This window comes from Burkholderia sp. lig30 (assembly GCF_000687455.2).
Lineage (GTDB): Bacteria > Pseudomonadota > Gammaproteobacteria > Burkholderiales > Burkholderiaceae > Burkholderia.
In genome coordinates, this window is sequence record NZ_JGVW01000099.1 from 55608 (window position 1) to 68536 (window position 12929).

Below are 12929 nucleotides of genomic sequence, written 5' to 3' on the forward strand. Positions count from 1 at the left end.
ATATTGACCTGCATGAGTAAGTCGATGCGAAGCTTGGATGCCGGTAGCTTACGCCCAAGTTCGTGCGCGCCACCGGCCGAATCGTTTCTGGCTGTAACGAATGTAAATGCCGTCAATGAAGCTTGATGCTCGGGAAACGCAGCCCGCCGGGTGCGGGCGGCATCACCTGCGCCGGCGGCACGCTGGTCCCGCTCGCGGGATTCGCCACGGCGGCCGAGCCGGCGCTCGCGCCTTCCGGCGCGGCCGCCGACGCGGGAACGGCGGGGGCCGCACCCTCTTCCGGCATTTCATACTTCGGCAGCGCCTCGCCGCTGTAATCCGGCAGGCCCGCCTCGCCGCGCGCGCCGGAGATCAGCGACTGGCGGCGTTGCAGATACGCGTTGCGAACGAACGAATACTTGTCGATCGCCGCCGCGTTGAGCACGTCGCCCGCGCCGAGCAGGTTCGCACGCGAGTTGACGAGGTTCACGCCGTAGAACGCCCAGCTGAGCGCATCCGGCGACACGTACGTGAGCGGATTGCCCAGGTAGTCGACGCCGAGGCCCGCCGCGTCGCGCAGCGTGCTCGGCCCGAGCAGCGGCAGCACCAGGTACGGGCCCGACGGCATGCCGTAGCGGCCCATCGTGAGACCGAAATCGGCGGTGTGCTTCGGCAGCTTCGCGATCGTCGCGACGTCGAACAGGCCGCCGACGCCGAACAGCGTGTTGATCACGACCCGCATGATGTCGCCGACGCCGTCCGCGATCCGCAGCTGGGCGATGTTGTTCGCCGCGATGTAGACGTCGCCGATGTTCGAGAAGAAGTTCGTCACGCTGTCGCGCACCGGCTGCGGCACGACCTTCTGATAGCCCGTCGCGACCGGCTTCAGCGCATAGATGTCGACGGTGTCGTTGAACTTGTACATCGTCCGGTTGAAGCCTTCCAGCGGATCGCCCTTGGTCGGCGTCTGCACGGTGGCGCAACCGCTCAGCGCGGCCGCGGCCGCCAATGCCAGCGCTGCTTGCCCGATGCGCATCGTCTGCATGATGATATCTACCCTCTTCTTTCTTCGTATGGTTAGTGCGCGGCCGCGCCCGACGCCGCAGCCGCCGGCTTCGCGCCCCCCGCATCCGCCGCCTTGCTGTACAGGAACTGGCCGATCAGGTTTTCCAGCACGATTGCCGACTGGGTCATCGTGATCGTATCGCCCGCCTTCAGCATCTCCGAATCGCCGCCCGGCTCGAGGCCGATGTACTGCTCGCCGAGCAGGCCGGACGTCAGGATCTTCGCGGACGTGTCCTTCGGAAACTGGTATTGCTTGTCGACATCGATCGTCACGAGCGCCTGATAGGTGTTCGTGTCGAAACCGACCGCGCCGACGCGGCCGACCACGACGCCCGCGCTCTTCACCGCGGCGCGCGGCTTCAGGCCGCCGATGTTGTCGAATTTCATCTTGACCGCGTAGGTCGGCTGAAACGACAGGGAACTCATGTTGCCGACCTTCAGCGCGAGGAACAGCACCGCGAGGAAGCCCACCACCACGAACAGGCCGACCCAGAAGTCGAGAGCAGTCTTTTTCATCGTCATCCCAAAAAGGCTTAGCTGAACATCAGCGCGGTCAGCAAAAAGTCGAGGCCGAGCACGGCGAGCGACGCGTACACGACCGTCTTGGTCGTCGCGCGCGACACGCCCTCAGGCGTGGGCTTCGCCTCGTACCCTTGAAACAGCGCAATGAAGGTCACGGCGAAGCCGAACACGATGCTCTTCAGCACACCGTTGCCGACGTCGGCCCAGACCTCCACGCCGCCCTGCATCTGCGACCAGAACGCGCCCGGATCGACGCCGATCAGCACCACGCCGACGAAGTAGCCGCCGAGCACGCCGACGGCGTTGAAGATCGCCGTGAGCAGCGGCATCGCGATGATCCCCGCCCACATACGCGGCGCGACGACCGTCTTGAGCGGATCGACCGCCATCATCTCGAGCGCGGTGAGCTGCTCGCCCGCCTTCATCAGGCCGATCTCGGCGGTGAGCGAGGTGCCTGCGCGGCCGGCGAACAGCAGCGCCGTCACGACAGGCCCGAGCTCGCGCACGAGCGACAGCGCGACGAGCAGGCCGAGCGCCTGCTCCGAGCCGTAGCGGTTCAGCGTGTAATAGCCCTGCAGGCCGAGCACGAAGCCGACGAACAGGCCCGACACGGCAATGATCACGAACGAATAATTGCCGAGGAAGTGGATCTGTTTCGTGACGAGGCGCGGCCGGCGCAGCAGCGGGAAGAATTCCAGCACGAGGCGCACGAACATGCGCGCGCCGTAGCCCACGCGCACGAGACCGCCGTTGACGAGACGTCCGATCCCGCTGATCATGCGCGCCCTCCGCCGAGCCCGAAATCCGCCGCGAGCGGCGGGCTCGTATAGTGAAATTTGAACGGGCCGTCCGGTGCGCCGTCGATGAACTGCCGCACGCTCGGATCAGTCGACGCGCGCAGCTCGTCAGGGGTGCCCTGCGCGACCACGCCGCCGTTGGACAGGAAGTAGACGTAATCCGCGATCGCGAACGATTCCGGCACGTCGTGCGTGACGAGGATCGACGTCGCGCCGAGCGCCTCGTTCAGCGTGCGGATCAGGTTCGCGGTGATGCCGAGCGAGATCGGGTCGAGGCCGGCGAACGGCTCGTCGTACATGATCAGCTGCGGATCGAGCGCGATCGCCCGTGCGAGCGCGATGCGGCGCGCCATGCCGCCCGACACCTCCGACGGCATCAGGTCGCGCGCGCCGCGCAGCCCGACCGCGTTGAGCTTCATCAGCACCAGGTCGCGGATCAGGTCCTCGGGCAGGTCGGTGTGCTCGCGCAGCGCGAAGGCCACGTTCTCGAACACCGACATGTCGGTGAACAGCGCGCCGAACTGGAACAGCATGCCCATCTTGCGGCGCAGCGCGTACAGGCCGTCGCGGGTCTGCGCGCCGACGTCGGCGCCGTCGAACAGCACCTGGCCACGGCGCGCGCGCACCAGCCCGCCGATCAGGCGCAGCACGGTGGTCTTGCCGCAACCCGAGCCGCCCATCACCGCCACCACCTGCCCACGCGAAAAACGCATGTTCAGGTTCGACAGGACGAGGCGCTCGCCGTAGCCGAAATCGACGTCGCGCAGTTCTAGCAGAGTCTCGGAGGGGGAGCTCACGGAGCTGACAATCCTTTTACGCAGAACGCCGAATTATAGGGCCTGCACGTAAATGATGTCGCGAGCCCCGGAGGCCGTCCGGTCAGAGAAGGTCAAATTATCCGCGGAACGATTGCTGCAGCGCAATAAGCGCCGCACGAAAATCCGCCGCGCCGGTGACGGCGCTGACCACCGCGACGCTGCCGACGCCGATGGCGAGTACCGCGGGCAGCGTGTCCGCGCCGATCCCGCCGATCGCGACGAGCGGCACCTGCGGCCCGGCGAAGCGCGCATAGCGGGCGATCCGCGCGAGCCCCTGCGGCGGCGCGGCGACCGACTTGGTCGCGGTCGCGAACACCGGCCCGAGCGCCAGATAGCTCGGCCGCACGTGCAGCGCGCGCAGCATCTCATGATAGCCATGGCTCGACAGCCCGAGCCGCAGCCCGGCGCGCGCGATTGCAGCAAGATCGGCCGTATCGAGGTCTTCCTGCCCCAGATGCACGCCGTACGCGCCGGCATCCGCGGCGATCTGCCAGTGATCGTTGATGAACACGCGCGCATCCGGGTAGCGGCGACCCGCCGCGACCGCGCGCGCGACTTCAGCGCGCAGCGCGTCCGGTGCCGCCTCCTTGATCCGGAGCTGCACGGTGCGCACGCCGCAGTCGAGCACCCGCTCGACCCACTCCGCGCTCGGCACGACCGGATACAGCCCAAGCCGCGCAGGGCACGGCGGAAACGCCGGTTCCGGCGCAGGCGGCAGATCCGCGATGCGCGGAAAGCGCGTGGCGTCGACCGGCCACGCGTCGCCCTCGCACGCTTCGTCGCCGTCGCGCCACGCGAGCGCGAGCACGAGCGCATCGGGCAGCGCGAAACCGCAGTCGAGGAACGCGGCCAGCGCGGGCATCCAGTCGTCCGCGAGCGGCGCGCCGGCATCCAGCGCATGCCGCTGGCCGGCGCGGTGCAACACCACGCGGCGCTCGCCGAATTCGATCACGTCGATGCCGGGCGCGGCCGGCATCGACGCAGCCGACGCCAGCGCGCGCGCCGCGTGATCCCCCTCGGAGACGACCAGTACGTCGCCGCCGGCGGGTGCGTCGGGGTGCGCGAGGCACAACCGCGACCGCGCAGCGCCGCGCGGCCAGTCGCCCAGCCGCGCGCGAATCCGTTCGGCGGCCTCCGCCAGCTCGTCGGCGGGCGGCCAGAACACGTCGGCAAAGGGCGCGCTCACGCGCCGCCCCCGTCCTGGTGCCAGAACGGCATGCCGACGACGGGCGTGCTCGCGTGCGCGGTCTCGCGCGCGTCCATCGGCCCCGCCAGGTACGCGGCGCGGCCGGCCTCGACGCCCTGCGCGAACGCGCGCGCCATGATCTCCGGATGGGTCGCCTGCGACACCGCGGTGTTCAGCAGCACGCCGTCGAAGCCCCACTCCATCACCTGGCACGCATGCGACGGCACGCCAAGGCCCGCATCGACGATCAGCGGCACGTCGGGCAGGCGCTCGCGCAGCACGCGCAGGCCGTACGGATTGACGACGCCCTTGCCGGTGCCGATCGGCGCGCCCCACGGCATCAGCGCCTCGCAGCCGGCGTCGAGCAGGCGCCGGCCGATCACGAGATCCTCGGTGCAGTACGGCAGCACCTTGAAGCCGTCCTTGACGAGCTGCGCGGCCGCCTCGATCAGCCCGATCGGGTCGGGCTGCAGCGTGTAATCGTCGCCGATCAGTTCGAGCTTGATCCAGTCGGTCTCGAACACCTCGCGCGCCATGTGCGCGGTCATCACCGCCTCGGCGACCGTCTGGCAGCCGGCCGTGTTCGGCAGGAGCGGCACTGCGTGGCGCTTGAGCAGATCGAAGAAGCCGGCCTCGGCGGTGCCGGCGCTCATCTGGCGGCGCAGCGCGACCGTGACCATGCCGGGGCGCGCCGCGGCGATCGAATCGGAAAGCGACTGCAGCGACGGATAGCGCGACGTGCCGAGCAGCACGCGGCTCGCGAAGGTTTCACCGTACAGCGTCAGCGCGTCGGCGGAAGTAAGGGACGTCATCTCGGGTTTCCTGGAATGAACGGGAACGGCCGGCGCTCAGCCGCCCGCGACGGGATGCACCACGTCGAGCTTGTCGCCTGCCGCGAGCGCGCGCGCGGCATGCTGCGCGCGTGCGACGAAGGTGCCGTTCAGCGCGACCGCGTACGGCGGGCGGGCGCCGTACGCGGCGAGCGCGTCCGCGACCGTCGCGCCGTCGGGCAGCGTCAGGGGCTGTTGATTGATCTGGATGTCCATGAATGCTTCGTCGAAATCGGGGCGCGAAGCGCGTCAGGCAGGCTGGCGCGCGTCGTCGCGGTAATGGAGAAGATCCGGCCAGCGCGTCTCGCCGCGCCACGCGGCGAACGCGTCCGCATCGCGCAGTGCGCCGCTCAGCGCCGCGCCGGCCAATGCCGCCGCCGTGCGCGCGACCTCCGGGGCGATCATGAAGCCGTGCCGGTACAGGCCGTTGACGACGAGCGTCGACGCGCCGTTCCAGATGACCGCGGGCCGGTGATCGGGCAGCGTCGGCCGGCACTGCGAATTCAGCTCGAGGATGCGCGCCTCGCCGAACGCCGGATGCACGGAGAACGCGGCACTCAGCAGTTCGAGCGCGGAGCGCACGCTGACGGGCGACATGTCCTCGCCCTCCACCTCGGTCGCGCCGATCACGTACAGATCGTCCTGCTTCGGCGCGATGTACAGCGGATAGCGCGGATGCAGCAGCCGCACCGGCCGCGACAGCCCGATGCCGGGCGCGTGCACGCGCGCGACCTCGCCGCGAATGCCGCGCAGCGCCGGCAGCACCGGTTTCGCGCCGAGCCCTCTGCAATCGATCGTGAAGCGCGCGTCGGGCAGGTTGCCCGCGTCGACCGCCACGTTCCAGTGCGCGTCGACGCCGCGCTCGGCGAGGCCCGCCGCCAGCGCGCGCAGCGTCTGGCGGTTGTCGAGCTGGCCCTCGCCCGGCAGCAGCAGGCCGCGCGCGAAGCGGCCCGCGAGCGCGGGCTCGGCGGCATCGACCTGGGCGCCGGCCAGCGAGACGAAGCCGCCGTCGAACAGCGGCGCGGGCGCGTTCGCGCGCACGCGACGCTCGAACAGCGGCGCCTCGGCGCGGTCGGCGTGGTGCCAGACGACGAGCGTGCCGTTGTGCTGGAAGAACACCGGCTCCGGCAGCTCGGCGAGCCACTGCGGCCACAGCGCGAGCGATGCGACGCCCAGCTCGGTAATCATCAGTTCCGCGCTCGCCGCCTCGGCGAGCGGCGCAAGCATCGCGGCCGCGACCCACGCAGCCGCGCCCGAGCCGTCGGCGTCGCCGCGCTCGTACAACGCGACGCGATGGCCGTCGCCCGCGAGCCGCCACGCGATCAGGCGGCCGACGAGGCCGCCGCCCAGCACCGCGAAATCGGGCCGGGAATCCTGAATGCTCATCGGGAGATCTCCACGCGACACGCGCGCACGCAAGCGACCGACGCGCATGCGCGTCGCCGCGCGAGCTCGCGCGAAACAAGACAAAAGACTGAAGAATGAACGGTCATCGAATCCTTCCGTAACGCGCGGCGCGCGTACCCAAAAGGACGAAACCGGCAGCAAAGGCCGGCCGGGCGGGACGCGGCGCTGGCAATGGGAAAGTGGCCAGCGCGGCCCGGCGGGATCGGAAACTTCCCGCGCCGGTATTACCCGGATCGGGTGCGAAGGGTCTCTCTCAGCCTCGCCGCCCGGACCATCTGCCGGCCGTATGCGAAGCACCCCTGTTTCGTCGATGGCCATTAGACCATAAAAGCGGAAACGGCCGCAAACGCCGCGCCTGCGGCAAATTCGCCGAGCACCGGCTGCGGCTCTGGCACAATGCCCGCAGGCCCGCTCGCGCCGTCGCGCGCCGGCGGCCCGTCGCACCGGGCATCAAGTGTCGTTCAAGACGCGTGTGCCACGATCAGGCACACACGCCGTCATGCGGCACGCTTTTCTGGCGCGCCGCGCGGCGGCGCAGCGCCCGAAACGCCCGGCGTTCGCGCCGGCCACTCATCAGGAAGCTCATGACCCAACCGATCCTCAATGTCCACTCCGACTCCGACGCGCCGCAGGACGAGCGCCCGGTGTCCGCGTGGCGCCTCATCAAGCCCTACTGGGTCTCGTCCGAATGGAAAGTCGCGTGGGCGCTGCTCGTCACGATCATCGCGATCAACCTGTGCGTCGTGTGGATCAACGTGCGGCTGAACAAGTGGAACGCGGAGTTCTACAACGCACTGCAATCGAAGGACGTCCACGACTTCCCGAACCTGCTGATGCAGTTCAGCGCGCTCGCGTTCGCGTTCATCATCCTCGCGGTGTACGGCCGCTATCTGCGCCAGCTGCTCGGCTTTCGCTGGCGGCAATGGCTCACCGAGCGCTTCCTCGGCGAATGGCTCGGCGACCGCGCGTTCTACCGGATCGAGCGCGACCGGCTCGCCGACAACCCCGACCAGCGGATCACCGACGACCTGCAGTCGTTCGCGACGACGACGCTCGCGCTGTCGCTCGACCTGCTGTCGACGGTCGTCACGCTGGTGTCGTTCATCACGATCCTCTGGTCGCTCGCCGGCGCGCTGGCGTTTTCGCTCGGCGGCACGCCGATCGAGATCCCCGGCTACATGGTGTGGGCCGCAGCGCTGTATGCGGTGGGCGGCTCGCTCGTGATCCAGAAGGTCGGCCATCCGCTCGTGTCGATCAACTACCAGCAGCAGCGCGTCGAGGCGGATTTCCGCTTCGGCCTGATCCGCGTGCGCGAGAACGCCGAGCAGATCGCGTTCTACGACGGTGAGGCCACCGAGAACCGCAACGCGCAGAGCCTGTTCGTGCGCATCCGCGACAACTGGTGGCGCGTGATGAAGTACACGAAGCGGCTCACGTTCGTGCTGAGCTTCTACGGCCAGATCGCAATCATCTTCCCGCTCGTCGTCGCCGCGCCGCGCTACTTCGCGGGCGCGTTCTCGTTCGGCGTGCTGATGCAGATCTCGTCGGCGTTCGGCACCGTCAGCGATTCGTTCTCGTGGTTCATCAACAGCTACAGCACCCTCGTCGAATGGCGCGCGACCGTGAACCGTCTGCGCGAATTCAAACGCGTGATGCGCGCGTCGCACCTGAAGGAAAGCGTGTCGCCGGCCACCGAGCACGGCGGCATCAACCTGCATTACGTCGATGCCGAGCGCCTGTCGACGTCGTCGCTGAAGCTCGCGCTGCCGAACGGCGACGCGCTCGCGGACATCGGCACCGTGACGATCGAGCCCGGTTCGCGCTGGCTCGTGCGCGGCAAGTCCGGCTCCGGCAAGAGCACCTTCATGCGCGCGCTGGCCGGCCTCTGGCCGTTCGGCGACGGCGCGATCGACGCGCCCGTCGGCGCGCACATGATGTTCGTGCCGCAGACGAGCTATCTGCCGATCGGCACGCTGAAGGCGGCGCTCACCTATCCGGCGGCGGCCGACGCGTTCAGCGACGACGCGTGCCGCGAAGCGCTGCGCGCGTGCCACCTCGAAGGCTATGCCGGCCGGCTCGACGAGACGGGCCACTGGACCCGCATCCTGTCGCCGGGCGAGCAGCAGCGCCTCGCGGGCGCGCGCGTGCTGTTGCACAAGCCCGATTTCCTGTTCCTCGACGAAGCGACGAGCGCGCTCGACCCGGACAACGAGGCGCGCCTCTATCACCTGTTCAACGAGCGGCTGCCGAAGGCCGCGATCGTCAGCATCGCGCACCGCGAATCACTCGAGGCGTTCCACGGCGACACGATCGACGTGCGGCGCGTGAGCGACAGCGACAAGGTCGCCGCGTAAGCGAAAGGCCGGCGCACGCGGCACTGGCCGCGCACGCCGGCCCGGACAGGGGCGCCCCGCCCTCTGGCCGTTCCCGGTCACGCACGGACGGCAACGCCAGCCAGCCTATTGCGCCGGTACGTCCGGCAGCGCGATCGGCGCCGACACGATCGGGCGGTGCAACGCCCCCTTGTGCGACAGCAGGCTCTCGAACAGTGTCAGCGCCTCCCAGCGCAGCATCGGCGGGCGGCGCAACGTGCCGTCGTGCGCCGGATGACCGACCGCCTCGCGCGGCAGCCGCGCAAGCGTGACGTGCGGCCGGAACGGCCGGCGGTCGACCGGCAGGCCGATCTCCAGCAGCGCCGCGCAAAGCGCATCGTTCAACGCCGCCACGGCCGGCTCGACGGCCAGTTCCGCGACAACCAGCCGCGCGCGCGGCATGCTCGGCCACCACGCGAGCCGGTCGACAGGCTGCAGCGGCAGCGCGCACGCCGCCGCCAGCGCGGGCAGCCGTGCGGCGAGCGCATCACACTTGTCGCGCTCGATCGCACCGAGAAACGCGAGCGTCACGTGCAACTGCTCGACCGGCGTGCGCCGTGCGCCGCGCGTGACCGGCAATGCGTGCAGCGCGTCGCGCGACGCCGCATCGGGCATCAGCGCGACGAACGTACGCAGCCGGTCGCCGTTCATGATCGGCGCACCGCCACGCCGGATGCCGCCTCGGCGTCGGAGGCGGCCGCCGCCGCGCGCTGCGGCAGCGGGCCGTGCTCGCCCCACACGTCGGCCGGCAGCACGCGCGTCAGCTCGGGAATCGTGTGACGCGTAAACACCGGATCGGCAACGCCTTCGGCGCGCTGGCGCCGGTAATCGCGCCACGCGGCGTGTGCGTACTTGCCGAGCGCGAGGATCGCGATCAGGTTGATGATCGCCATCAGGCCCATGCTCGTGTCGGCCATCGCCCAGACGAGCGGCAGTTGCCCGACGCTGCCGAACATCACCATGCCGAGCACCGCGACCCGGAACAGCGGCAGCACGCCGCGCCACTTCGTGATGAATTCGACGTTGCCTTCCGCATACGCGTAGTTGCCGATCACCGACGAAAACGCGAGGAAGAAGATCGCGACCGCCATGTAGATGCCGCCCCAGTCGCCGACGTGGCTCGAAATCGCGCGCTGCGTGAGCGCTGCGCCCTCCATTCCGGCGCCGATCGCATAGTCACCGGACAGCAGGATCACGAACGCCGTTGCGCTGCAGATCACGATCGTGTCGACGAACACGCCGAGCATCTGGATCAGCCCCTGCGTGACCGGATGGCGGGTGCTGGCGGTGGCGGCCGCATTCGGCGCGCTGCCCATGCCGGCCTCGTTCGAGAACAGCCCGCGCTTCACGCCGATCGCGACCGCCTGGCTCACCGCATAGCCCGTCAGGCCACCGGCGGCCTGTTCGAGACCGAACGCGCTTTTCACGATCAGCACGATCATGTCCGGCACCATCGCGATGTGCGTCGCCACCGCGTAGACGGCCAGCGCAAGATAGCCGATCGCCATCAGCGGCACGATCACCTGCGCGACGCTCGCGATCCGGCGGATGCCGCCGAAGATGATCGGCGCGGTCAGCAACACGAGACCGACGCCGACGGCCGCGCGGCTCCACCCGAACGACTGGTTGAACGCCTCGGCGATCGCATTGGCCTGCACCGCGTTGAACACGAAGCCGAACGCGAGGATCAGCGACAGCGAGAACAGCACGCCGAAGCCGCGCGAACGCAGGCCCGTCTGGATGTAGTACGCGGGCCCGCCGCGATAGGTGCCGTCATGATGCGAAACCTTGAAGATCTGCGCGAGCGTCGCTTCGACGAACGCCGACGACATGCCGACCAGCGCGGTCATCCACATCCAGAAGATCGCGCCCGGCCCGCCGACGGTCAGCGCGACCGCGACGCCGGCGATATTGCCGGTGCCGACGCGGCTCGCGAGCCCGGTCGCGAACGCCTGGAACGACGAGATGCCGCCCGGCTCGCCCTTGCTGCCGACGAGTTTCATGCTGAGCAGCAGCGCCCTCAGCTGGATCATCCTGAAGCGCAGCGTGAACCACACGCCCACGCCGAGCAGAAGCGCGATCAGCACATAATTCCACAACACGCCGTTAACGGCGTCGATCAGCCCATGTATGAGTGCGTCCATCCGATCTCCTTGTCGAGCAGGGTCAGTCGATCTCGGCAGTACAGCGCTGCCTGAGGATGGACATGATATGGCAGCCGACGACAATTCTTACAAAATAGAAAGAAATTTAAGACAAAGGGAAGAATCGACGGACTGCTTCAGTTCAGATTAGGCGACGCATGCGGATCGGGAAATTTTTACGGCGGCAGCCCCGCCGTCATTACGCGGCAACCGCCCATAAAAAAACCGGGCGCCCTCTCGGACGCCCGGTTTTCATGGCGTTATCACGCAATGCTCAGCGCGGCAGTTCGGAATGCCCCATCAGGAACGCATCCACCGAACGCGCGCACTGGCGGCCTTCGCGAATCGCCCAGACGACGAGCGACTGGCCGCGGCGCATGTCGCCTGCCGCGAACACCTTGTCGACCGACGTGTAGTACGCGCGATCGCCTTCCGTCGCCGCACGCACGTTGCCGCGCGCATCCTTGTCGACGCCGAACGCCTCGAGCACCGGCGCGACCGGCTGCGTGAAGCCCATCGCGAGCAGCACGAGATCGGCCTTGATCTCGAACTCCGAGCCCGGCACTTCCTGCATCTTGCCGTCCTTCCACTCGACGCGCACCGCGACCAGCTTCTCGACCTTGCCGTTCTTGCCTTCGAAACGCTTCGTCGCGACCGACCAGTCACGATCGCAGCCTTCCTCGTGCGACGACGACGTGCGCAGCTTGATCGGCCAGTACGGCCACACGAGCGACTTGTTTTCCTCTTCCGGCGGCAGCGGCAGCAGCTCGAACTGCGTCACGTGCTTCGCGCCGTGACGGTTCGACGTGCCCACGCAGTCCGAACCGGTGTCGCCGCCGCCGATCACGACGACGTGCTTGCCCTTCGCGAGCAGCTGGTCGGAGAGCTTGTCGCCGGCGTTGACCTTGTTCTGCTGCGGCAGGAAGTCCATCGCGAAATGAATGCCCGCCAGCTCGCGGCCCGGCACCGGCAGATCGCGCGGAGTTTCCGAACCGCCCGCGACCACGACCGCGTCGAATTCATCCTTCAGCGTATCGGGCGAGATGGTTTCCTTCGCCATGTTGCCGATCGACTCCGGCAGCGGATCCTTGCCGATGAACACGCTGGAGCGGAACGTCACGCCTTCCGCTTCCATCTGGCGCATGCGGCGGTCGATCAGCCACTTCTCGAGCTTGAAGTCGGGGATGCCGTAGCGCAGCAGGCCGCCGATCCGGTCGTTCTTCTCGAACACCGTCACGTCGTGGCCCGCGCGCGCAAGCTGCTGCGCGGCGGCGAGGCCCGCCGGGCCGGAGCCGACGACCGCGACCTTCTTGCCCGTCTTGTGCGCGGCCGGCTTCGGCGCAACCCAGCCTTCCGCCCATGCCTTGTCGATGATCGCGTGCTCGATCGACTTGATGCCGACCGGGTCGTCGTTGATCCCGAGCGTGCATGCGGCCTCGCACGGCGCCGGGCAGATGCGGCCCGTGAACTCCGGGAAGTTGTTGGTCGAGTGCAGCACGTCGATCGCGGCACGCCAGTCCTGGCGATACACCAGGTCGTTGAAGTCCGGGATGATGTTGTTGACCGGGCAGCCGTTGTTGCAGAACGGGATGCCGCAATCCATGCAGCGCGCGCCCTGGACTTTCGCGTCGTCGTCGGTCAGCGCCGCGACGAATTCCTTGTAATGCTTCACGCGCGTGAGCGGTGCTTCGTACGCCTCGTGGCGGCGTTCGAACTCCAGAAAACCGGTTGCCTTGCCCATAAGGTTCTCTTCTGATTCCGTGTATCGGGTGGGGGAGCCGCGCGCCCTGTCGTCAGGCGCGCGCGGCC

Annotated in this window: 12 protein-coding genes and 1 riboswitch; of the genes, 1 reads left to right on the plus strand and 11 read right to left on the minus strand. The window is 68.5% G+C overall.

Annotated features, from left to right (window positions below; genetic code table 11):
• Positions 1-112: 112 nt before the first annotated feature.
• The 8 genes from LIG30_RS20420 to LIG30_RS20455 form a co-directional block, all read right to left on the minus strand.
• Positions 113-1024: an MlaA family lipoprotein gene (locus LIG30_RS20420; RefSeq protein WP_038714921.1), complete on the minus strand. Its 912-nt coding sequence runs from the start codon at positions 1022-1024 to the stop codon at positions 113-115.
• 32 nt (positions 1025-1056) lie between these two features.
• Positions 1057-1566, minus strand: coding sequence for an outer membrane lipid asymmetry maintenance protein MlaD (gene mlaD, locus LIG30_RS20425; protein WP_038714922.1), 510 nt, complete (start codon positions 1564-1566; stop codon positions 1057-1059).
• An 11-nt stretch (positions 1567-1577) separates the two neighbouring features.
• The gene (gene mlaE / locus LIG30_RS20430) at positions 1578-2345 is read right to left on the minus strand and encodes a lipid asymmetry maintenance ABC transporter permease subunit MlaE (RefSeq protein WP_038714924.1); all 768 of its coding nucleotides are present in this window, start codon (positions 2343-2345) and stop codon (positions 1578-1580) included.
• Positions 2342-3160: an ABC transporter ATP-binding protein gene (locus LIG30_RS20435; RefSeq protein WP_038714925.1), complete on the minus strand. Its 819-nt coding sequence runs from the start codon at positions 3158-3160 to the stop codon at positions 2342-2344. Before LIG30_RS20435 ends, mlaE begins: the two co-directional genes overlap by 4 nt.
• 97 nt (positions 3161-3257) lie before the next feature.
• Positions 3258-4367 (minus strand): thiamine phosphate synthase, encoded by a 1110-nt coding sequence (thiE, locus tag LIG30_RS25570; RefSeq protein WP_083494106.1) that lies wholly within the window; start codon positions 4365-4367, stop codon positions 3258-3260.
• Positions 4364-5179, minus strand: a complete 816-nt coding sequence (locus LIG30_RS20445) for a thiazole synthase (protein ID WP_038714927.1) — start codon at positions 5177-5179, stop codon at positions 4364-4366. Before LIG30_RS20445 ends, thiE begins: the two co-directional genes overlap by 4 nt.
• 36 nt (positions 5180-5215) lie before the next feature.
• The gene (thiS, locus tag LIG30_RS20450; protein WP_038714928.1) at positions 5216-5413 is read right to left on the minus strand and encodes a sulfur carrier protein ThiS; all 198 of its coding nucleotides are present in this window, start codon (positions 5411-5413) and stop codon (positions 5216-5218) included.
• A gap of 33 nt (positions 5414-5446) precedes the next feature.
• Complete coding sequence (locus LIG30_RS20455) at positions 5447-6583, minus strand: FAD-dependent oxidoreductase (RefSeq protein WP_038715012.1); 1137 nt, start codon at positions 6581-6583, stop codon at positions 5447-5449.
• A 214-nt stretch (positions 6584-6797) separates the two neighbouring features.
• Positions 6798-6915: riboswitch (TPP riboswitch) on the minus strand.
• A gap of 273 nt (positions 6916-7188) precedes the next feature.
• Between LIG30_RS20455 and LIG30_RS20460 the strand changes: the two genes are divergently transcribed.
• Entirely contained in the window at positions 7189-8958 is a 1770-nt protein-coding gene (locus LIG30_RS20460) for an ABC transporter ATP-binding protein/permease (RefSeq protein ID WP_038714929.1), read from the plus strand.
• A 105-nt stretch (positions 8959-9063) separates the two neighbouring features.
• Here LIG30_RS20460 and thpR read toward each other — a convergent pair whose 3' ends face one another.
• The 3 genes from thpR to LIG30_RS20475 form a co-directional block, all read right to left on the minus strand.
• Entirely contained in the window at positions 9064-9627 is a 564-nt protein-coding gene (gene thpR, locus LIG30_RS20465; protein WP_038714930.1) for an RNA 2',3'-cyclic phosphodiesterase, read from the minus strand.
• On the minus strand, positions 9624-11120 hold the full coding sequence (locus tag LIG30_RS20470) for an alanine/glycine:cation symporter family protein (protein ID WP_038714932.1): 1497 nt from the start codon (positions 11118-11120) through the stop codon (positions 9624-9626). The genes thpR and LIG30_RS20470 overlap by 4 nt, the downstream gene beginning before the upstream one ends.
• A gap of 274 nt (positions 11121-11394) precedes the next feature.
• The gene (locus LIG30_RS20475; protein WP_038714934.1) at positions 11395-12861 is read right to left on the minus strand and encodes a glutamate synthase subunit beta; all 1467 of its coding nucleotides are present in this window, start codon (positions 12859-12861) and stop codon (positions 11395-11397) included.
• Positions 12862-12929: the final 68 nt, after the last annotated feature.